This is a genomic window from Streptomyces sp. NPDC086989, from assembly GCF_044745505.1.
GTDB lineage: Bacteria > Actinomycetota > Actinomycetes > Streptomycetales > Streptomycetaceae > Streptomyces.
Genome location: NZ_JBIVAL010000006.1, coordinates 163,893 through 185,611 on the forward strand (window position 1 = coordinate 163,893; position 21,719 = coordinate 185,611).

Genomic DNA, 21,719 nt, shown 5'->3' on the forward strand with positions numbered 1-21,719 from the left:
GCGCAACCGGGCGCGGCTACGGCCACGACCCGGATTCAGGTGAGAGACGTGACGGACGCCCTGGGCTCCATCGACATGCCTGACGCCGAGGACGACACCCGCGAGAAGAAGGCCCGCAAGGGCGGCAAGCGCGGGAAGAAGGGTCCTCTGGGCCGGCTCGCGCTGTTCTACCGCCAGATCATCGCGGAGCTCCGCAAGGTCGTCTGGCCGACGCGCAATCAGCTCACGACGTACACCACCGTGGTGATTGTCTTCGTCGTCATCATGATCGGTCTGGTGACCGTGATTGACTATGGATTCCAGGAAGCCATCAAGTTCGTCTTCGGCTGATCCCCGCGGAGGGCGGCGCCTTGATGGGTGCCGCCCGTTTTCGCATGTTCGACCACCTTTTGTATCCAGGAAGAAGCAGCCACCGTGTCTGACCCGAACCTGAACGCGAGCCCCGACTCCGTCGAGTCCGTCGAGGACGCGCTCGACATCGTCGAGGCGGCAGACGCTGTGGACCCCGACGAGGCCGAGCTCGCCGACGCCGAGGCGGGTGCCGCCGCCGAGGAGGCCGCGCTGCACGCCGAGGACGAGGCTGACGAGGTCGCGGACGACGAAGAGGCCGAGGAGGCCGACGCGGACGCCGCCGAGGCCGAGGCCGACGACGCCGAGGACGAGGCCGAGGTCGAGACCGCCGACGAGGACGCAGAGCCCGCCGAGCCGGTCGACCCCATCCAGGCCCTGCGCGACGAGCTGCGCGTCCTGCCCGGCGAGTGGTACGTGATCCACACCTACGCGGGCTACGAGAAGCGCGTGAAGGCCAACCTGGAGCAGCGCGCCGTCTCGCTGAACGTCGAGGAGTTCATCTACCAGGCCGAGGTGCCCGAGGAAGAGATCGTCCAGATCAAGAACGGCGAGCGCAAGAACGTCCGGCAGAACAAGCTGCCCGGTTACGTTCTCGTCCGCATGGATCTGACGAACGAGTCCTGGGGCGTCGTCCGCAACACGCCCGGTGTCACCGGCTTCGTCGGCAACGCGTACGACCCGTACCCGCTGACCCTGGACGAGATCGTCAAGATGCTCGCCCCGGAGGCGCAGGAGAAGGCCGCCAAGCAGGCCGCCGAGGAAGCCGGTCTGCCGGCCCCCGCGGTCAAGCGCACCATCGAGGTCCTGGACTTCGAGGTCGGCGACTCGGTCACCGTCACCGACGGCCCGTTCGCGACGCTGCAGGCGACCATCAACGAGATCAACCCCGACTCGAAGAAGGTCAAGGGCCTCGTCGAGATCTTCGGTCGCGAGACCCCGGTCGAGCTCAGCTTCGACCAGATCCAGAAGAACTGATCTTCTGAGACAACGCTTCCGGACAGGTCAGATCGCCCCGCAAAGGGTGGTCTGACCTGCTCGGTTTTCAGCCCCGCCCTGATACCCGTTATCGTGGTGCGGTATGCCTCCATCCGGATGACCGGATTGGCGGCGAAAAACTCTCACTAGGACCCGGAGAGAGCAATGCCTCCCAAGAAGAAGAAGGTCACGGGGCTTATCAAGCTCCAGATCAAGGCCGGTGCGGCCAACCCGGCTCCGCCGGTCGGCCCCGCGCTCGGTCAGCACGGCGTCAACATCATGGAGTTCTGCAAGGCCTACAACGCCGCGACCGAGTCGCAGCGTGGCATGGTCGTGCCGGTGGAGATCACGGTCTACGAGGACCGCACCTTCACCTTCATCACCAAGACTCCGCCGGCCGCGCGCCTCATCCTGAAGGCCGCGGGCATCGAGAAGGGCTCCGGCGAGCCCCACAAGACCAAGGTCGCCAAGCTCACCGGCGCCCAGGTCCGCGAGATCGCCGAGCTGAAGATGCCCGACCTCAACGCCAACGACGTCGACGCCGCGATGAAGATCATCGCCGGTACCGCGCGCTCGATGGGCGTCACGGTCGAGGGCTGATCCAGCCACCCCCCAGCACCACCAAGTGGTAGGGCCAAGCGCTGGTCCGCACCACGACTCCATGCCTGAAGCCAAAACACAGGAGCAGAAGTGAAGCGCAGCAAGACTCTCCGCGCTGCGGACGCCAAGGTCGACCGGGAGAAGCTGTACGCCCCGCTCGAGGCCGTCCGTCTCGCCAAGGAGACCTCCACGACCAAGTTCGACGCCACCGTCGAGGTCGCCTTCCGCCTGGGTGTCGACCCGCGCAAGGCCGACCAGATGGTCCGTGGCACCGTGAACCTCCCGCACGGCACCGGTAAGACCGCCCGGGTCCTGGTCTTCGCGACCGGTGACCGTGCTGCGGCCGCGGAAGCCGCCGGCGCCGACATCGTCGGCGACGACGAGCTGATCAACGAGATCGCCAAGGGCAACCGTCTGAACGAGTTCGACGCGGTTGTCGCCACCCCGGACCTCATGGGCAAGGTCGGCCGCCTCGGCCGCGTGCTCGGTCCGCGTGGTCTGATGCCGAACCCGAAGACCGGCACCGTCACCATGGACGTCGCCAAGGCTGTCACCGAGATCAAGGGTGGCAAGATCGAGTTCCGTGTCGACAAGCACTCGAACCTGCACTTCATCATCGGCAAGGTCTCCTTCACCGATGAGCAGCTCGTCGAGAACTACGGCGCGGCCCTGGACGAGATCCTTCGTCTGAAGCCGTCCGCCGCCAAGGGCCGCTACGTCAAGAAGGCCGCCCTGAGCACCACGATGGGCCCCGGCATCCAGCTGGACTCGAACCGCACCCGGAACCTCCTCGTCGAGGAAGACCCGGCCGCTGTCTGAGCTCCGCTGAGCCCCCGGCTCACCTGAGTGGCTGAACGGGCCCCTCGCCCCCTTCACAGGGCGGCGAGGGGCCCGTTTTCCGTGTTTCGGACCACATGTGCCGTACTGAGCGGTAATCGGCGCGCGAACGCCCGGCGTACAAACGTAGGGTCGTGGGACATCGAGCGATCACACAGGGGCGGGGATCTCCATGTCTGCATACCGAAGGAAGGCCGCGGGCGCGGCGCTGGCCGCCGTACTGCTCGCGGGCGGGGCCACGGCGTGCGAGAACGGCAAGAAGGACGACTCCGGCAAGGCGGCCGGGGCGTCCGCGCAGCCCGGCGCGCCGGTGGCGGGCGGTTCCGCCACCGAGGCCCTCGCCGCGGCCTACAAGAAGACCTCGGCCGCCAAGTCGGCCAAGGTGCACATGACGATGAAGATGCCCGGCGCGCTCGGCGGCGAGAGCGTCGAGATGACCGGCGTGCAGGGGTGGGATCCGCAGGTCATGGACATCACCATGAAGGGCGGACTCGGCCGCACCGGTGCCGACTCCCTGCGCATGGTCATGTCCAACGACGTCATGTACATGGAGATGCCGGCCGACTCGCCGCTGTCCGCGGGCATGGACGGCAAGCGCTGGATGAAGCTCGACACGAAGGCCGCGGCCGAGGCCTCGGGAGACGCCGAGGTGCTGAAGAAACTCGGCGGCGCCGGCGGCATGGGCGGCATGACCGGGACGGACCGGAGCCAGGACCCCGCCAAGCAGCTGGCCCTGCTGCTCGCCTCGCCCAACGTGAAGCTCGTCGGCTCCGAGAGGGCCGGCGGCACCGACACCCGGCACTACAAGGGCACCCTGACGTTCGAGGAGATGCTCGCGGCGAAGGAGGGCTCCAAGGCGCTGCCCGAGGCCGACCGCGCGAAGCTCACCGAGGCCATGAGGAAGGCCGGCATCAAGGGCTACGACATGGACGTCTGGGTCGCCGAGGACGGCTACCCGGCCCGCATGAAGGTCGCCATCGGCACGCCCGAGGGCTCCCTCGACATGGAGGCCGTCTACTCGGACTACGCCACGACGGCGACCGTGCAGACCCCGCCCGAGAACGAGACCCTCGACCTCTTCGCGATGCTCAGGGACCTGGGCGCCAAGGGCGCCGCGGCGGGCGCCTGACCCGCCGCGAGGCCGTACGCAACATCAGAACCATCCATGGGGGGACACACGATGAACACGGCTGCACTGACCCGCGCCGCAGTCGCCGCGGCGGGGGCCGCGCTGCTCGTGGGCGGCCTGACCGCCTGCGGGACGGACGAGGCCGGGGGGAGGGCCGGCGGCCGGACGGCGGCCGGGACCAAGGCCGAGACGCCGGCGGACGCGGTGAAGGCGTCCTACGCGAAGACCGTCGCCGCCAGGTTCGCCACGTACCAGATGACCATCACCCCGGGCAGCGGCAAGGCCGAGCAGCTCACGGGGACCAAGGGCTGGTACCCGTCGAGCACCGGCATCGATGCCAAGGGCGGCGGCTCCGACAACCAGGTCATGATCGGCGACGTCATCTACACCCACTCGGACAAGCCCGTGGACGGCAAGTCCTGGATGAAGATGAACCTGAACAAGGACGGCAAGGCCCGCTCGCGGTTCAACGACGACCCGGCCGACTACCTCGCCGTCCTCCTGGGCCAGCAGAAGGTGACGCTGGTCGGCACTGAGCAGGCCGACGGCGGCGAGGCCCGGCACTTCAAGGGCAGCCTGACCAACGCCGACCTGATCGCGGCGGACGAGTCCACCAAGGTGATGGAGGCCGCGAACCGGCAGTACCTCCACGAGGCGCTGAAGGACTACCTCACCCTGGACGTGGACCTGTGGATCGGCAAGGACGGCTACCCCGTCCGCGTCGAATCCGTGCAGGGCACCAAGGACGGCACGACGAAGGTCTCGGCGAAGTTCTCCGGCTACGGCACGACCGCGCCCGTCACCGCGCCGCCCGCGGACCAGGTCGCCGACTTCGACGACGTGATGAAGGGCATCGACGACAAGCTCAAGGGCGTCGACGACACCCTGAAGCAGGCTGACCGCACCCTGAAGGACGCGGGGCTGGGCGGACTCGACGGCTCCTGAGCCCCTCCCGGGCCCCGGGGGAGCCCCGGCACCCCCGGGGCTCCCCGCCCCTCCCGAGGCGATTTGCCTTGCGTCGACCGGTTCACGTACTCTTCCGAGGAAGCCAAAGACCGCTGGTCGTTGCCGTGTCCGAAAGGGTGCGGTGGCCGAAGGATCCGCTGATTGCGGGCGACCCGCGTAGGTGACTGTGGAAGGTTCCCGGAACTCGTTCCGGTTGAGCCACGCCCTGGCGCCTGCGCCGGGGCGTTTCGTTTTTTCAGCCCCTTCTGAGCGGTCCTCATCACCCGGAAGGAGGCGAACGCACCATGCCGACGCCCAACAAGGCTGCATCGGTAGCCGAGCTCAAGGACGCGTTCCAGAGCTCGAACGCCGCCGTGCTGACCGAGTACCGGGGTCTCACCGTCGCGCAGCTCAAGACGCTGCGTCGCTCCCTCGGTGAGAACGCCCAGTACGCCGTGGTGAAGAACACGCTGACCAAGATTGCGGCCAACCAGGCCGGGATCACCGCGCTGGACGAGCACTTCGCTGGTCCGACCGCGGTCGCCTTCATCACCGGTGACCCGGTGGAGTCGGCGAAGAGCCTGCGTGACTTCGCCAAGGAGAACCCCAACCTGATCATCAAGGCGGGTGTCCTTGATGGTAAGGCGCTCTCCGCCGATGACATCAAGAAGCTTGCGGACCTCGAGTCCCGCGAGGTTCTGCTCAGCAAGCTGGCCGGCGCGTTCAAGGGCAAGCAGTCCCAGGCTGCCTCGCTCTTCCAGGCGCTGCCGTCGAAGTTCGTCCGCACTGCGGAAGCGCTTCGCGTCAAGCTCGCCGAGCAGGGCGGTGCCGAGTAATTCGGCTCGCGCACTGATCCACGCCGCCTAGTGCGTGGGTCGTAGCGGGCCGTTACGCCCGCCTCTATAGACATATCGGCACCTGCCGAATTAGTGGAAGGATCGCCCATCATGGCGAAGCTCTCTCAGGACGACCTCCTCGCCCAGTTCGAGGAGATGACCCTCATCGAGCTCTCCGAGTTCGTTAAGGCCTTCGAGGAGAAGTTCGACGTCACCGCCGCCGCGGCCGTCGCCGTTGCCGCCCCGGGTCAGGGTGGTGGCGACGCCGCCGCCGCCGAGGAGGAGAAGGACGAGTTCGACGTCATCCTCACCGGTGCCGGCGACAAGAAGATCCAGGTCATCAAGGTCGTGCGCGAGCTCACCTCCCTGGGCCTCAAGGAGGCCAAGGACCTCGTCGACGGTGCGCCGAAGCCCGTCCTCGAGAAGGTTGCCAAGGACGCCGCTGAGAAGGCCGCCGAGGCCCTCAAGGGCGCCGGTGCGGCCGTCGAGGTCAAGTAACACCTCCGGGGCCTCCTGAGGCCCCAACCAAGGGCGATCACCCGTAAGGGTGGTCGCCCTTTGGCGTACCCGCAGTGCCTGACTTGCCCTGGTCTCGTTGGGGAGTAGGGTGATCATCGTTGCCCCGAGGCCGGGTCCGGAGCTGATCCGCACGGAGCAGGGGGCCTTGACGAACGGCACGCGGCGCGCAATTCTCAGTCCCGTTGTGGGATCGATCGGTTCGATCGAAGATCCGAGGCTCGGATCGGGGATCCGAGGCATGGATCGACTACGAAGAGGGCAGTACTGATACGCGCTCCGTGTGCGAGAGCCACGGGATCCGCGTGTTGGACGCAGGGTCGCAGGGTTGGTTTAAACGACATGGGGAAGGCCTGTTGCCGGTTTCCGGAAACCTGGTCTGGACATCAGTGAGCCAAGTGGCTACACTGACCCTTTGCGCTGCCTGTTAGCTGCCCCCTGCCCGTCGCCAGGGGCATGCCCACGCTCGAGCACACTTGATAGATACGCCCTGACCAGGCCTTTCAGGCCGAATCAGGCGGGCCGTCTTCTGTGTCAGCTGGGACCGGTACGCGCGTAGTGAGTCCGAGCCCTCGGAAGGACCCCCTCTTGGCCGCCTCGCGCAACGCCTCGACCAATACGAACACCGGTGCCAGCACCGCCCCGCTGCGCATCTCCTTTGCAAAGATCAAGGAGCCCCTCGAGGTTCCGAACCTCCTGGCGCTGCAGACCGAGAGCTTTGACTGGCTGCTCGGCAATGCAGCCTGGAAGTCTCGCGTCGAGTCGGCGCTCGAGAGTGGACAGGACGTTCCCACCAAGTCCGGTCTGGAAGAGATCTTCGAGGAGATCTCGCCGATCGAGGACTTCTCCGGTTCCATGTCGCTGACGTTCCGCGACCACCGGTTCGAGCCGGCGAAGAACTCCGTCGACGAGTGCAAGGAGCGCGACTTCACGTACGCGGCGCCGCTCTTCGTCACGGCCGAGTTCACGAACAACGAGACCGGTGAGATCAAGTCTCAGACGGTCTTCATGGGCGACTTCCCGCTCATGACCAACAAGGGCACCTTCGTCATCAACGGCACCGAGCGTGTCGTGGTGTCGCAGCTCGTCCGTTCCCCCGGTGTCTACTTCGACTCCTCCATCGACAAGACGTCCGACAAGGACATCTTCTCCGCCAAGATCATCCCGTCCCGGGGTGCCTGGCTGGAGATGGAGGTCGACAAGCGCGACATGGTCGGTGTCCGCATCGACCGCAAGCGCAAGCAGTCCGTCACCGTCCTCCTGAAGGCTCTCGGCTGGACCACCGAGCAGATCCTCGAGGAGTTCGGCGAGTACGAGTCCATGCGCGCCACCCTGGAGAAGGACCACACCCAGGGCCAGGACGACGCGCTGCTCGACATCTACCGCAAGCTGCGCCCGGGCGAGCCGCCGACCCGCGAGGCCGCTCAGACGCTGCTCGAGAACCTCTACTTCAACCCGAAGCGCTACGACCTCGCCAAGGTCGGCCGCTACAAGGTGAACAAGAAGCTCGGCGCCGACGAGCCGCTCGACGCCGGTGTGCTCACCACCGACGACATCATCGCGACGATCAAGTACCTCGTGAAGCTCCACGCGGGCGAGACCGAGACCACCGGTGAGTCGGGCCGTTCGATCGTCGTCGAGACCGACGACATCGACCACTTCGGCAACCGTCGTCTGCGCAACGTCGGCGAGCTCATCCAGAACCAGGTCCGCACGGGTCTGGCTCGTATGGAGCGCGTCGTCCGCGAGCGCATGACCACGCAGGACGTCGAGGCGATCACGCCGCAGACCCTGATCAACATCCGGCCGGTCGTCGCCTCCATCAAGGAGTTCTTCGGCACCAGCCAGCTGTCGCAGTTCATGGACCAGAACAACCCGCTGTCGGGTCTGACGCACAAGCGTCGTCTCTCGGCCCTGGGTCCCGGTGGTCTGTCCCGTGAGCGGGCCGGCTTCGAGGTTCGTGACGTGCACCCGTCGCACTACGGCCGCATGTGCCCGATCGAGACCCCTGAAGGCCCGAACATCGGTCTGATCGGCTCGCTCGCCTCCTACGGCCGCGTCAACGCGTTCGGCTTCGTCGAGACCCCGTACCGCAAGGTCGTCGACGGTGTCGTCACCGACGAGGTCGACTACCTGACCGCCGACGAGGAAGACCGCTTCGTCATCGCGCAGGCGAACGCCGCGCTGAACGACGAGATGCGCTTCACCGAGAACCGCGTCCTGGTCCGCCGTCGTGGCGGCGAGATCGACTACATCGCCGGCGGCGACGTCGACTACATGGACGTCTCCCCGCGCCAGATGGTGTCCGTCGCGACCGCGATGATCCCCTTCCTGGAGCACGACGACGCCAACCGTGCCCTCATGGGCGCGAACATGATGCGCCAGGCCGTTCCGCTCATCAAGGCGGAGGCCCCGCTCGTCGGCACCGGCATGGAGTACCGCTGTGCGGTCGACGCCGGTGACTCGATCAAGGCGGAGAAGGACGGTGTCGTCCAGGAGGTCTCGGCCGACTACATCACCGTCGCCAACGACGACGGCACGTACACCACGTACCGCGTCGCCAAGTTCTCCCGCTCGAACCAGGGCACCTCGGTCAACCAGAAGGTGATCGTCAACGAGGGCGACCGGATCGTCGAGGCCCAGGTCCTCGCCGACGGCCCGGCCACCGAAGAGGGCGAGATGGCCCTCGGCAAGAACCTGCTCGTCGCGTTCATGCCGTGGGAAGGCCACAACTACGAGGACGCGATCATCCTGTCGCAGCGCCTCGTGCAGGACGACGTCCTCTCCTCGATCCACATCGAGGAGCACGAGGTCGACGCCCGTGACACCAAGCTGGGCCCCGAGGAGATCACCCGGGACATCCCGAACGTCTCCGAGGAGGTCCTCGCCGACCTCGACGAGCGCGGCATCATCCGCATCGGTGCGGACGTCGTCGCCGGCGACATCCTGGTCGGCAAGGTCACGCCCAAGGGTGAGACCGAGCTGACCCCGGAGGAGCGCCTGCTCCGCGCGATCTTCGGTGAGAAGGCCCGCGAGGTGCGTGACACCTCGCTCAAGGTCCCTCACGGTGAGATCGGCAAGGTCATCGGTGTCCGCGTCTTCGACCGCGAGGAGGGCGACGAGCTTCCTCCGGGCGTGAACCAGCTGGTCCGCGTCTACGTCGCCCAGAAGCGCAAGATCACCGACGGTGACAAGCTCGCCGGCCGCCACGGCAACAAGGGTGTCATCTCCAAGATCCTTCCGATCGAGGACATGCCCTTCCTGGAGGACGGCACCCCGGTCGACATCATCCTGAACCCGCTGGGTGTCCCGTCCCGAATGAACCCGGGACAGGTCCTGGAGATCCACCTCGGCTGGCTCGCCAGCCGCGGCTGGGACGTCTCCGGCCTGGCGGAGGAGTGGGCCGAGCGACTGAAGGCCATCGGCGCCGACCGCGTCGAGCCCGGCACCAACGTCGCCACCCCGGTGTTCGACGGCGCCCGCGAGGACGAGCTCGCCGGCCTGTTCGAGCACACCATCCCGAACCGCGACGGTGACCGCCTGGTCCTCCCGTCCGGCAAGGCGCGCCTGTTCGACGGCCGCTCCGGCGAGCCGTTCCCGGACCCGATCTCGGTCGGGTACATGTACATCCTCAAGCTCCACCACCTGGTCGACGACAAGCTCCACGCGCGGTCGACCGGTCCGTACTCGATGATCACGCAGCAGCCGCTGGGTGGTAAGGCGCAGTTCGGTGGCCAGCGCTTCGGTGAGATGGAGGTGTGGGCGCTCGAGGCTTATGGCGCCGCTTACGCCCTCCAGGAGCTGCTGACCATCAAGTCCGACGACGTCACCGGCCGCGTGAAGGTCTACGAGGCCATCGTCAAGGGCGAGAACATCCCCGAGCCGGGCATTCCCGAGTCCTTCAAGGTGCTCATCAAGGAAATGCAGTCGCTCTGCCTCAACGTGGAGGTGCTGTCCTCGGACGGCATGTCCATCGAGATGCGCGACACCGACGAGGACGTCTTCCGCGCGGCGGAGGAGCTCGGTATCGACCTGTCCCGGCGCGAGCCGAGCAGCGTCGAAGAGGTCTGACGGGCCTGACGGGGGGCTCGCTCAAGAGCCCCCCGTCATCCCCGGGACCGTTCAGACCATGATTGAGACTCGACCCCGAAAGAGGGATTGACGCACAGTGCTCGACGTCAACTTCTTCGACGAGCTGCGGATCGGCCTTGCCACCGCGGACGACATCCGAACCTGGTCGCACGGCGAGGTCAAGAAGCCGGAGACCATCAACTACCGCACCCTCAAGCCCGAGAAGGACGGACTCTTCTGCGAGAAGATCTTCGGTCCGACCCGGGACTGGGAGTGCTACTGCGGCAAGTACAAGCGTGTCCGCTTCAAGGGCATCATCTGTGAGCGCTGTGGCGTCGAGGTCACGCGCGCCAAGGTGCGTCGTGAGCGGATGGGCCACATCGAGCTCGCCGCTCCCGTCACCCACATCTGGTACTTCAAGGGCGTCCCGTCGCGCCTGGGCTACCTGCTGGACCTCGCGCCGAAGGACCTCGAGAAGGTCATCTACTTCGCCGCGTACATGATCACGTTCGTCGACGACGAGCGCCGCCAGCGCGACCTGCCGTCGCTGGAGGCCCACGTCTCCGTCGAGCGCCAGCAGATCGAGAACCGCCGTGACGCGGACCTCGAAGGCCGTGCCAAGAAGCTCGAGACCGACCTGGCCGAGCTCGAGGCCGAGGGTGCGAAGGCCGACGTGCGCCGCAAGGTGCGCGAGGGTGCCGAGCGCGAGATGAAGCAGCTCCGTGACCGCGCCCAGCGCGAGATCGACCGCCTCGACGAGGTGTGGAACCGCTTCAAGAACCTCAAGGTCCAGGACCTCGAGGGCGACGAGCTGCTCTACCGCGAGCTGCGCGACCGCTTCGGTACGTACTTCGACGGTTCGATGGGTGCCGCGGCGCTGCAGAAGCGCCTGGAGTCCTTCGACCTCGAGGAGGAGGCCGAGCGCCTCCGCGAGATCATCCGTACCGGCAAGGGCCAGAAGAAGACCCGTGCGCTCAAGCGCCTCAAGGTCGTCTCCGCGTTCCTGCAGACCAGCAACAGCCCCAAGGGCATGGTTCTGGACTGCGTGCCGGTCATCCCGCCGGACCTGCGTCCGATGGTGCAGCTGGACGGTGGCCGCTTCGCGACCTCCGACCTGAACGACCTGTACCGCCGCGTGATCAACCGCAACAACCGCCTGAAGCGCCTTCTCGACCTCGGTGCGCCCGAGATCATCGTGAACAACGAGAAGCGCATGCTCCAGGAGGCGGTCGACGCCCTCTTCGACAACGGCCGTCGCGGTCGCCCGGTGACGGGCCCCGGCAACCGTCCGCTGAAGTCCCTGAGCGACATGCTCAAGGGCAAGCAGGGTCGATTCCGTCAGAACCTCCTCGGCAAGCGTGTGGACTACTCCGCGCGTTCCGTGATCGTCGTCGGTCCGCAGTTGAAGCTGCACCAGTGCGGTCTGCCCAAGGCCATGGCGCTGGAGCTCTTCAAGCCGTTCGTGATGAAGCGCCTGGTCGACCTGAACCACGCGCAGAACATCAAGTCGGCGAAGCGCATGGTCGAGCGCGGCCGCACGGTCGTGTACGACGTGCTCGAAGAGGTCATCGCCGAGCACCCGGTCCTCCTGAACCGTGCGCCCACGCTGCACCGCCTCGGCATCCAGGCCTTCGAGCCCCAGCTGGTCGAAGGCAAGGCCATCCAGATCCACCCGCTCGTCTGCACCGCGTTCAACGCGGACTTCGACGGTGACCAGATGGCCGTGCACCTGCCGCTCTCCGCGGAGGCGCAGGCCGAGGCCCGCATCCTGATGCTGTCCTCGAACAACATCCTCAAGCCGGCCGACGGCCGTCCGGTCACGATGCCGACCCAGGACATGGTCCTCGGTCTGTTCTTCCTGACCACCGACGGTGAGCTCCGTGACACCAAGGGCGAGGGCCGCGCGTTCGGCTCCACGGCCGAGGCGATCATGGCGTTCGACGCCGGCGAGCTCGCGCTGCAGTCGTCCGTCGACATCCGCTTCCCGGTGGGCACCATCCCGCCGCGCGGCTGGGTGCCGCCGGTCGCCGAAGAGGGCGAGCAGGAGTTCCAGCCGGGCGACAGCTTCCGTCTGAAGACCTCGCTGGGCCGTGCGCTCTTCAACGAGCTGCTGCCCGAGGACTACCCGTTCGTCGACTACTCGGTGGGCAAGAAGCAGCTCTCCGAGATCGTCAACGACCTGGCGGAGCGCTACCCCAAGGTCATCGTGGCGGCGACGCTCGACAACCTGAAGGCGGCCGGCTTCCACTGGGCGACCCGTTCGGGCGTCACCGTGGCCATCTCCGACGTCGTCGTGCCCGAGGCCAAGAAGGCCATCGTCGCGGGCTACGAGGCGATGGACGAGAAGGTCCAGAAGCAGTACGAGCGCGGTCTGATCACCAAGGACGAGCGCACGCAGGAGCTCATCGCGATCTGGACCAAGGCGACCAACGAGGTTGCCGAGGCGATGAACGCGAACTTCCCCAAGACGAACCCCATCTTCATGATGGTTGACTCGGGTGCCCGAGGAAACATGATGCAGATGCGACAGATCGCCGGTATGCGTGGTCTGGTGTCGAACGCGAAGAACGAGACCATCCCGCGTCCGATCAAGGCGTCCTTCCGTGAGGGCCTCACCGTTCTGGAGTACTTCATCTCCACGCACGGTGCCCGTAAGGGTCTGGCGGACACCGCCCTGCGTACCGCCGACTCGGGTTACCTGACCCGTCGTCTGGTGGACGTCTCGCAGGACGTGATCATCCGCGAGGAGGACTGCGGCACCGAGCGCGGCCTGAAGCTGAAGATCGCCGTCCGCGGCGAGGACGGCGTGCTGCGCAAGGCCGACGACGTCGAGACGTCCGTCTACGCCCGCATGCTGGCCGAGGACGTCGTCATCGACGGCAAGGTCATCGCGCCGGCCAACGTCGACCTCGGTGACGTCCTGATCGACGCCCTGGTCGCCAACGGCGTCGAGGAGGTCAAGACCCGCTCGGTCCTGACCTGTGAGTCCGCGGTCGGCACCTGTGCCTTCTGCTACGGACGCTCGCTCGCCACCGGCAAGCTGGTCGACATCGGTGAGGCGGTCGGCATCATCGCCGCCCAGTCCATCGGTGAGCCCGGTACCCAGCTGACGATGCGTACCTTCCACACCGGTGGTGTGGCCGGTGACGACATCACGCAGGGTCTGCCGCGTGTCGTCGAGCTCTTCGAGGCCCGTACCCCGAAGGGTGTCGCCCCGATCTCCGAGGCCGCCGGCCGCGTGCGGATCGAGGAGACCGAGAAGACGAAGAAGATCGTCATCACGCCCGACGACGGCAGCGACGAGACGGCGTTCCCGATCTCGAAGCGCGCCAAGGTCATCGTGCACGAGGGCGACCACGTCGAGGTGGGCCAGAAGCTCACCGCGGGTGCCACCAACCCGCACGACGTGCTGCGCATCCTCGGCCAGCGTGCCGTCCAGGTCCACCTGGTCGGCGAAGTCCAGAAGGTCTACAACTCGCAGGGCGTGTCGATCCACGACAAGCACATCGAGATCATCATCCGGCAGATGCTGCGCCGCGTGACGATCATCGAGTCCGGCGACGCGGAGCTCCTGCCGGGCGAGCTCGTCGAGCGCTCGAAGTTCGAGACCGAGAACCGTCGTGTGGTCACCGAGGGCGGACACCCCGCCTCCGGCCGTCCGCAGCTGATGGGTATCACCAAGGCCTCGCTGGCGACGGAATCCTGGCTGTCGGCCGCCTCCTTCCAGGAGACGACCCGAGTCCTGACGGATGCGGCGATCAACGCCAAGTCCGACAGCCTCATCGGCCTCAAGGAGAACGTCATCATCGGTAAGCTCATCCCGGCCGGTACGGGCCTCGCCCGCTACCGCAACATCCGGGTCGAGCCCACCGAGGAGGCGAAGGCCGCGATGTACTCGGCCGTCGGCTACGACGACATCGACTACTCGCCCTTCGGCACCGGCTCCGGCCAGGCTGTCCCGCTGGAGGACTACGACTACGGCCCGTACAACGGCTAAGAGCTCGTAAGAAGAAGCCCCCCGCCGCTCCGAGAGGAGCGGCGGGGGGCTTCTTCGTTGCCCGGGACCGCAGGGCGGCAGGGCGGGCGGCAAGGCCGCCGGGCTGCGGCCTCCCCGGGGCAGAACCCCGGGGAGGCCGTCAGGCGCGGCGGCGGCGGAGGGTGGTGAGGGTTACCGACGTCAGGGTCAGGAGGGCCAGGGCGGCAGCTGCCAGGCCTGGGGTGAGGCCCTTGGGGGTGAAGGTGCAGGAGACCTTGTCGGCGCCCGGGGGGAGGTCCACGGAGACCAGGCCGTGGAAGTCGCGGATCGGGGCCGAGCACTGCCAGCCCGGGACGGCCGTCATCGCGAAGACCGCCGTGCCCGTGGCGCCCTTCGGGAGGGTGGCCTCGATGGAGTGGCCGCCCGCCGTGACCTTCGTGGCGCCGGTGGACCTCAGGGTGGTGATGGCGGTGTCCAGGGCGGCGCGGTCCAGGCAGCCGACGGGGTGTTCGCCGGCCGTGGCGTCCTTCGTGCCGGTGTTCACCGTGACCGAGACCGTGCCGTCCGCGGGGACCGGGCCGAGCTTGGCGACTCCGGTCATCCGGTCCTCCAGGGGGCGGGCCGAGCCGCCGGAGGTGAGGGTGCCGTAGAGCTCGGGGGAGAACCAGTACGCCTCGGAGCCCGGGGTGCAGCGGGCGGTGTACGTCTGCTCCGTGGTGCTGCCGGCGCGGGTAACCTGCGGGACCTGGTAGACGGTCGCGCCCAGGACGTTCTCCTGGCGGGCGTAGACGCTGCCGGCCGGGTTGGGCGAGGTGTAGCCGGAGCTGCGGACCGTGACCAGGGGAGGGGCCGCGAAGCGGGTCGCCGTCCAGCTGTCCGGGGCGCTCCCCGGGCGGACGCGGGCACCGATGGAGAAGATCGCGTCGAGCACCGGGCTGTCGGCGCCGAAGAAGGTCCGGCCGTCGTTCTTGAAGCCGTAGCCGAGGGGCTCCAAGGCCCGGTAGGTGGCCTCCGGCAGGTAGCTGCTGTAGTACTGCGGTCCCTCGGCGCGCAGGGCCAGGGCGTCGTTGTACGAGGTCTGCGGCGCGCCGGAGTCGGTCCGGTATGCGGGCCAGCCGTCCACCTGCCGGACGGCGTCGAAGTGCGCGTTGATCGAGCGGTTCGAGGTGGCGACCGGCTTGGCCCAGCGTTCGCGGCTGCGGCGGGCGTCCGCGTTGGCGGCGGCCACGGTGGATTCGGCGAGGACCACGCCGACCATGAGGACGGCGGCCACGGGGATCAGGTGCCGGCGCTTCTCGCCCAGGGCCAGGAGGACCAGGGCGAGCAGCGAGACGCCCCCGCCGACGAGCACCGCGGGCCAGGTCCAGCCGCCGAAGTCGTCGGTGTGCCGGAGCGCGAAGGTGGCGGCCACCAGCAGGGCGGCCGTCAGGGCCAGGTGGAGGGGGCGCGGGCGGTGGGCCAGGGCCAGCCAGGCCAGGATCACCACCATGCCGCTGAAGACGAAGGCCTCGCGGTACGGATTGCCGTTCGGCACCGCCAGGCCGTGCCATACGTACTGGGTGGGCGGGAACTGGAACGAGGCGGCGACCAGCAGCGTCGCCACCGCCCACACCAGGCGGGCCCTACGGCCGATGGCGGCGTTGAAGAGGAACGATCCGGCGAGGATCAGGCCCAGTGAGGCGACGTACAGCCGCGGCCGGCCGCCCCACAGGTGGGTGGCCGGGAGCATCCCGGCCAGGAAGAGCTCGATCCGTACGGGCTCGAACGCCCCGGCCCGGGTGGGCTGGGCGGAGCCGCTGGAGAGGAACGACGGCAGCAGGAGGGGGAGGGTGAGCAGGATGCCCGTCGCGGCGCCGGTCGACGCCCGCCACAGGGCGCGCAGCCTCCACCGGAGCACGTCCCTGGGGACCCCCGGCCGGCCGGTCGTGTCCCGGGTGATCAGGCGGATGGCGAGCAGGACGCAGGCGGCCATCGTGGCCATCATCGCGGTGTAGAAGTTGCCGAGCCAGGCGAGCGCGACGAACAGCGCCACCCCCGGCCAGCGGCGTTCCTCCAGGCACCACTCGACGGCGATGCCGAGGAGGGGCAGCGCGACCAGGCCCCACAGCCACATGGGGATGTACGAGGCGTCGCTGAGGGCCCAGCCGCACAGGCCGTAGCAGGCGCCGAGGACCCCGCGCTGCCACCACGGCCCGGGGTGGAGCTTGCCGAGGTAGACCGTCATGACGGCGGCGGCGGTGCCCATGGTGATCGGGGTGACCGCGAAGACGGCGAGGTCGACGTGGTTGCGGGGGACCACGACGGCCAGCCAGGAGAACGGGTTGCCGAGGTAGGTGTAGTAGTCGGACAGGAACTGCTGTCCGAAGCCGCCGCGCCAGGTGAACAGGACGTCGCCGGCGGACTGCCCGTGGACCAGGTCCCACAGCGCGCGGTGGAAGGGCACGTACTGGTTGGCCTGGTCGTTGAGGGCACGGCCGGTGGTGCCGAAGGGGAAGGTGCCGCGGGCCACCCAGGCCGAGCAGAACGCGGCCGAGGTGACGAGGAACGCCAGCAGGGGCCCGTACAGGCGGGCGAACCGCGGGCGCCGGGGGCGGGGCGGGGGGTGGACCGGGGTGACCGCCGCCGTCGGCTCCGGTGTGACCGTCCGCAATGTCCCGCTCCCTGATGGTCGTGGATGCTCGTGCCGTTTGGGGTGAATCGCTGAGGCAGTGTAGTTGGCGGGGCCGGACGCCCCGTCCGGCTCCGCTTAGCACGCCTTTACCACAGGCGCGAGTCGGCACGGCCGCACGGGGGCCTCGCCCAAGCGGCACATGACCGGCGGCGATGTCGAGGCCGTCCCGCCCGCGCCTTTGTTTTGACCGGATGGGATGCGGTCGGTACGCTCAGACCTTGTGCCTGGGGTGTGCCTGGGCTCCCGCGCGTGTCCATCAACCGCACGAGAGCCGGATCGGCCACCGCGATCCATGCGTTTCCGTGCTTGCGCGGAGCTGCGCCGGATCCGACACACCCGACCGCGTGGGTCGGCAAAGTTCCAGGTTAGCTTCACTACACGGCACACAGAAACCGGAGAAGTAGTGCCTACGATCCAGCAGCTGGTCCGTAAGGGCCGGCAGGACAAGGTCGAGAAGACGAAGACGCCCGCGCTTGAGGCTTCGCCCCAGCGCCGTGGCGTCTGCACGCGTGTGTTCACGACCACCCCGAAGAAGCCGAACTCGGCGCTCCGTAAGGTCGCGCGTGTGCGTCTGACCTCCGGCATCGAGGTCACCGCTTACATTCCGGGTGAGGGACACAACCTGCAGGAGCACTCGATCGTGCTCGTGCGTGGTGGCCGTGTGAAGGACCTGCCGGGTGTTCGTTACAAGATCATCCGCGGTGCGCTTGACACCCAGGCTGTCAAGAACCGCAAGCAGGCCCGCAGCCGCTACGGCGCCAAGAAGGAGAAGTAAGAATGCCTCGTAAGGGCCCCGCCCCGAAGCGCCCGGTCATCATCGACCCGGTCTACGCATCTCCTCTGGTGACCTCGCTCATCAACAAGATCCTCCTGAACGGCAAGCGCTCCACCGCCGAGCGCATCGTCTACGGTGCCATGGAAGGCCTCCGCGAGAAGACCGGCAACGACCCGGTCATCACGCTGAAGCGCGCGCTGGAGAACGTCAAGCCGTCCCTCGAGGTCAAGTCCCGCCGTGTCGGTGGCGCGACCTACCAGGTTCCGGTCGAGGTCAAGCCGGGCCGCCAGTCGACCCTCGCGCTGCGCTGGCTCGTGGGTTACTCCCGCGCCCGTCGCGAGAAGACCATGACCGAGCGCCTCATGAACGAGCTGCTCGACGCCTCCAACGGTCTTGGCGCTGCCGTCAAGAAGCGCGAGGACACGCACAAGATGGCCGAGTCCAACAAGGCCTTCGCGCACTACCGCTGGTAGTCCCACCCCACATCGAGACCGAGAGAAGACCGAAGCCTTATGGCTACCACTTCGCTTGACCTGGCCAAGGTGCGCAACATCGGCATCATGGCCCACATCGACGCGGGCAAGACGACCACCACCGAGCGCATCCTGTTCTACACCGGTGTGTCGTACAAGATCGGTGAGGTCCACGACGGCGCCGCCACGATGGACTGGATGGAGCAGGAGCAGGAGCGTGGTATCACCATCACGTCTGCCGCTACGACCTGCCACTGGCCGCTCGAAGATGTTGACCACACCATCAACATCATCGACACCCCGGGTCACGTCGACTTCACCGTCGAGGTGGAGCGTTCGCTCCGCGTCCTCGACGGCGCCGTCACCGTCTTCGACGGTGTCGCCGGTGTCGAGCCGCAGTCCGAGACCGTCTGGCGTCAGGCGGACCGCTACGGCGTGCCGCGCATCTGCTTCGTCAACAAGCTCGACCGCACCGGCGCCGAGTTCCACCGCTGCGTCGACATGATCAAGGACCGCCTCGGTGCGGTTCCGATCGTCATGCAGCTCCCCATCGGTGCCGAGGCCGACTTCCAGGGTGTCGTCGACCTCGTCACGATGAAGGCGTTCGTCTGGTCCGCCGAGGCGACCAAGGGCGAGATGTACGACATCGTCGACATCCCGGCCACGCACACCGAGGCTGCTGAAGAGTGGCGCGGCAAGCTGGTCGAGACCGTCGCCGAGAACGACGACGAGATCATGGAGCTCTTCCTGAACGGCGACGAGCCGTCCGTGGAGCAGCTGCACGCCGCCGTCCGTCGCATCATCCTCGGCTCCGGCAAGGGCAAGGGCGAGCCCACGATCACCGCGGTGTTCTGTGGCACGGCGTTCAAGAACAAGGGTGTTCAGCCCCTGCTCGACGCCGTCGTCCGTTACCTGCCGTCGCCGCTGGACATCGAGGCCATCGAGGGCCACGACGTCCGCGACGCCGAGGTCGTCGTGAAGCGCAAGCCGTCCGACGACGAGCCCCTCGCGGCGCTGGCGTTCAAGATCATGAGCGACCCGCACCTCGGCAAGCTCACCTTCGTCCGGGTTTACTCGGGCCGCCTGGAGGCCGGCACCTCGGTGCTGAACTCCGTCAAGGGCAAGAAGGAGCGCATCGGCAAGATCTACCGCATGCACGCCAACAAGCGTGAAGAGATCGACGCGGTGGGCGCCGGTGACATCGTCGCCGTCATGGGCCTGAAGCAGACCACCACCGGTGAGACGCTGTGTGACGACAAGCAGCCCGTGATCCTGGAGTCCATGGACTTCCCGGCTCCGGTCATCCAGGTCGCCATCGAGCCCAAGTCCAAGGGTGACCAGGAGAAGCTGGGTGTCGCCATCCAGCGCCTGGCGGAGGAGGACCCCTCCTTCCACGTTCACTCGGACGAGGAGACGGGCCAGACCATCCTCGGCGGTATGGGCGAGCTGCACCTCGAGGTGCTGGTCGACCGTATGAAGCGCGAGTTCAAGGTCGAGGCCAACGTCGGCAAGCCGCAGGTCGCGTACCGTGAGACGATCCGCGGCACCGTGGAGCGTCACGACTACACCCACAAGAAGCAGACCGGTGGTACCGGTCAGTTCGCCAAGGTGCAGATCGCGATCGAGCCCATCACCGAGGCCGACGGCCCGGCGTACGAGTTCGTGAACAAGGTCACCGGTGGCCGCGTGCCGAAGGAGTACATCCCTTCGGTCGACGCCGGTGCGCAGGAGGCCATGCAGTTCGGCATCCTCGCCGGCTACGAGATGACGGGCGTCCGCGTCACGCTTCTCGACGGTGGCTACCACGAGGTCGACTCCTCCGAGCTCGCCTTCAAGATTGCCGGTTCGCAGGCCTTCAAGGAGGCCGCGCGCAAGGCGTCCCCCGTGCTCATGGAGCCGATGATGGCCGTAGAGGTCACCACGCCCGAGGACTACATGGGTGACGTCATCGGCGACATCAACTCCCGCCGTGGCCAGATCCAGGCCATGGAGGAGCGTCACGGCGCTCGCGTCGTGAAGGGCCTCGTGCCGCTTTCGGAGATGTTCGGCTACGTCGGCGACCTCCGCAGCAAGACCTCGGGTCGCGCCAGCTACTCGATGCAGTTCGACTCCTACGCCGAGGTTCCCCGGAACGTCGCCGAGGAGATCATCGCGAAGGCCAAGGGCGAGTAACTCTTCCGAGTACACGCTTTAGGCTTGTCACCGGCAGCCTCTGGGGCAACAGGAGCAACACTCCCGTTGCCCCGGGGACCGGCCGGCTTTCCAGCAAAGATCACCTGGCGCCGATCTGTAAGGCGTACAGAACCACTCTCCAGGAGGACCCCCGTGGCGAAGGCGAAGTTCGAGCGGACTAAGCCGCACGTCAACATCGGCACCATCGGTCACATTGACCACGGTAAGACGACCCTCACGGCCGCCATTACCAAGGTGCTGCACGACGCGTACCCGGACCTGAACGAGGCCTCGGCCTTCGACCAGATCGACAAGGCTCCTGAGGAGCGCCAGCGCGGTATCACCATCTCCATCGCGCACGTCGAGTACCAGACCGAGGCGCGTCACTACGCCCACGTCGACTGCCCGGGTCACGCGGACTACATCAAGAACATGATCACCGGTGCCGCGCAGATGGACGGCGCGATCCTCGTGGTCGCCGCCACCGACGGCCCGATGCCGCAGACCAAGGAGCACGTGCTCCTGGCCCGCCAGGTCGGCGTCCCCTACATCGTCGTCGCCCTCAACAAGGCCGACATGGTGGACGACGAGGAGATCCTGGAGCTCGTCGAGCTCGAGGTCCGTGAGCTGCTCTCCGAGTACGAGTTCCCGGGCGACGACCTGCCGGTCGTCCGCGTCTCCGCGCTGAAGGCCCTCGAGGGCGACAAGGAGTGGGGCGAGAAGCTCCTCGGCCTCATGTCCGCCGTCGACGAGGCCATCCCGACCCCGCCGCGTGACACCGAGAAGCCGTTCCTCATGCCCGTCGAGGACGTCTTCACGATCACCGGTCGCGGTACGGTCGTCACCGGCCGTATCGAGCGTGGTGTCCTGAAGGTCAACGAGACCGTCGACATCATCGGTATCAAGGAAGAGAAGACCACCACCACGGTCACCGGTATCGAGATGTTCCGCAAGCTGCTCGACGAGGGCCAGGCCGGTGAGAACGTCGGTCTGCTCCTCCGTGGCATCAAGCGCGAGGACGTCGAGCGCGGCCAGGTCATCATCAAGCCCGGTTCGGTCACGCCGCACACCGAGTTCGAGGCCCAGGCCTACATCCTGTCGAAGGACGAGGGTGGCCGTCACACCCCGTTCTTCAACAACTACCGCCCGCAGTTCTACTTCCGTACCACGGACGTGACCGGCGTCGTGACCCTCCCGCAGGGCACCGAGATGGTCATGCCGGGCGACAACACCGAGATGTCGGTCGCGCTGATCCAGCCGGTCGCCATGGAGGAGGGCCTGAAGTTCGCCATCCGTGAGGGTGGTCGCACCGTCGGCGCCGGCCAGGTCACCAAGATCACGAAGTAATTCGTGTTCTGACCTGGTAGCTCGCGCGAGCGGGCACCATGTTTG

15 protein-coding genes are annotated in these 21,719 nt (G+C 67.3%); 14 read left to right on the forward strand and 1 reads right to left on the reverse strand.

Features of this window, described 5'->3' with window-relative positions; genetic code table 11:
- Positions 1-48 precede the first annotated feature (48 nt).
- The 10 genes from secE (at position 49) to ACIPK4_RS16335 (ending at position 14,257) form a co-directional block, all read left to right on the forward strand.
- A complete protein-coding gene (gene secE / locus ACIPK4_RS16290; protein WP_030154653.1) occupies positions 49-330 on the forward strand; it encodes a preprotein translocase subunit SecE in 282 nt (93 codons plus the stop codon).
- Between the two features lie 84 nt (positions 331-414).
- Positions 415-1,326 carry a transcription termination/antitermination protein NusG gene (gene nusG / locus ACIPK4_RS16295; protein ID WP_402313226.1) on the forward strand — a complete coding sequence of 304 codons (912 nt, stop codon included), beginning with the start codon at positions 415-417 and terminating at the stop codon, positions 1,324-1,326.
- A gap of 165 nt (positions 1,327-1,491) precedes the next feature.
- Positions 1,492-1,926 (forward strand): 50S ribosomal protein L11, encoded by a 435-nt coding sequence (gene rplK / locus ACIPK4_RS16300; protein WP_030154660.1) that lies wholly within the window; start codon positions 1,492-1,494, stop codon positions 1,924-1,926.
- A 90-nt stretch (positions 1,927-2,016) separates the two neighbouring features.
- A complete protein-coding gene (gene rplA / locus ACIPK4_RS16305; protein WP_030154662.1) occupies positions 2,017-2,745 on the forward strand; it encodes a 50S ribosomal protein L1 in 729 nt (242 codons plus the stop codon).
- Positions 2,746-2,935: 190 nt separating this feature from the next.
- The gene (locus tag ACIPK4_RS16310) at positions 2,936-3,892 is read left to right on the forward strand and encodes a hypothetical protein (protein ID WP_402313228.1); all 957 of its coding nucleotides are present in this window, start codon (positions 2,936-2,938) and stop codon (positions 3,890-3,892) included.
- Between the two features lie 51 nt (positions 3,893-3,943).
- Positions 3,944-4,837 carry a hypothetical protein gene (locus ACIPK4_RS16315; RefSeq protein WP_402313230.1) on the forward strand — a complete coding sequence of 298 codons (894 nt, stop codon included), beginning with the start codon at positions 3,944-3,946 and terminating at the stop codon, positions 4,835-4,837.
- Between the two features lie 305 nt (positions 4,838-5,142).
- The gene (gene rplJ, locus ACIPK4_RS16320) at positions 5,143-5,673 is read left to right on the forward strand and encodes a 50S ribosomal protein L10 (RefSeq protein WP_054222541.1); all 531 of its coding nucleotides are present in this window, start codon (positions 5,143-5,145) and stop codon (positions 5,671-5,673) included.
- Positions 5,674-5,784: 111 nt separating this feature from the next.
- Positions 5,785-6,171, forward strand: coding sequence for a 50S ribosomal protein L7/L12 (gene rplL, locus ACIPK4_RS16325; RefSeq protein ID WP_048474779.1), 387 nt, complete (start codon positions 5,785-5,787; stop codon positions 6,169-6,171).
- A 606-nt stretch (positions 6,172-6,777) separates the two neighbouring features.
- Complete coding sequence (rpoB, locus tag ACIPK4_RS16330) at positions 6,778-10,260, forward strand: DNA-directed RNA polymerase subunit beta (RefSeq protein ID WP_376203075.1); 3,483 nt, start codon at positions 6,778-6,780, stop codon at positions 10,258-10,260.
- 97 nt (positions 10,261-10,357) lie between these two features.
- Complete coding sequence (locus tag ACIPK4_RS16335; protein ID WP_054222538.1) at positions 10,358-14,257, forward strand: DNA-directed RNA polymerase subunit beta'; 3,900 nt, start codon at positions 10,358-10,360, stop codon at positions 14,255-14,257.
- Between the two features lie 139 nt (positions 14,258-14,396).
- Here ACIPK4_RS16335 and ACIPK4_RS16340 read toward each other — a convergent pair whose 3' ends face one another.
- A complete protein-coding gene (locus tag ACIPK4_RS16340) occupies positions 14,397-16,886 on the reverse strand; it encodes a YfhO family protein (protein ID WP_402313233.1) in 2,490 nt (829 codons plus the stop codon).
- Between the two features lie 424 nt (positions 16,887-17,310).
- Here ACIPK4_RS16340 and rpsL point away from each other — a divergent pair, with 424 nt between their 5' ends.
- From rpsL to tuf, 4 genes are all read left to right on the forward strand, one after another.
- Positions 17,311-17,682: a 30S ribosomal protein S12 gene (rpsL, locus tag ACIPK4_RS16345; RefSeq protein WP_007265893.1), complete on the forward strand. Its 372-nt coding sequence runs from the start codon at positions 17,311-17,313 to the stop codon at positions 17,680-17,682.
- A gap of 2 nt (positions 17,683-17,684) precedes the next feature.
- Complete coding sequence (gene rpsG / locus ACIPK4_RS16350; RefSeq protein ID WP_007265894.1) at positions 17,685-18,155, forward strand: 30S ribosomal protein S7; 471 nt, start codon at positions 17,685-17,687, stop codon at positions 18,153-18,155.
- A 39-nt stretch (positions 18,156-18,194) separates the two neighbouring features.
- Positions 18,195-20,327, forward strand: a complete 2,133-nt coding sequence (gene fusA / locus ACIPK4_RS16355) for an elongation factor G (RefSeq protein ID WP_054222536.1) — start codon at positions 18,195-18,197, stop codon at positions 20,325-20,327.
- 153 nt (positions 20,328-20,480) lie between these two features.
- Positions 20,481-21,674 carry an elongation factor Tu gene (gene tuf / locus ACIPK4_RS16360; RefSeq protein ID WP_053788688.1) on the forward strand — a complete coding sequence of 398 codons (1,194 nt, stop codon included), beginning with the start codon at positions 20,481-20,483 and terminating at the stop codon, positions 21,672-21,674.
- Positions 21,675-21,719 lie beyond the last annotated feature (45 nt).

What these genes read in the sequence shown, in the direction of transcription:
- rpsG (WP_007265894.1), top strand. Translation starts at nt 17,685, where the DNA reads ATGCCTCGTAAGGGCCCCGCCCCGAAGCGCCCGGTCATCATCGACCCG.
- rplJ (WP_054222541.1), top strand. Translation starts at nt 5,143, where the DNA reads ATGCCGACGCCCAACAAGGCTGCATCGGTAGCCGAGCTCAAGGACGCG.
- rplK (WP_030154660.1), top strand. Translation starts at nt 1,492, where the DNA reads ATGCCTCCCAAGAAGAAGAAGGTCACGGGGCTTATCAAGCTCCAGATC.
- fusA (WP_054222536.1), top strand. Translation starts at nt 18,195, where the DNA reads ATGGCTACCACTTCGCTTGACCTGGCCAAGGTGCGCAACATCGGCATC.
- ACIPK4_RS16315 (WP_402313230.1), top strand. Translation starts at nt 3,944, where the DNA reads ATGAACACGGCTGCACTGACCCGCGCCGCAGTCGCCGCGGCGGGGGCC.
- rplL (WP_048474779.1), top strand. Translation starts at nt 5,785, where the DNA reads ATGGCGAAGCTCTCTCAGGACGACCTCCTCGCCCAGTTCGAGGAGATG.
- ACIPK4_RS16310 (WP_402313228.1), top strand. Translation starts at nt 2,936, where the DNA reads ATGTCTGCATACCGAAGGAAGGCCGCGGGCGCGGCGCTGGCCGCCGTA.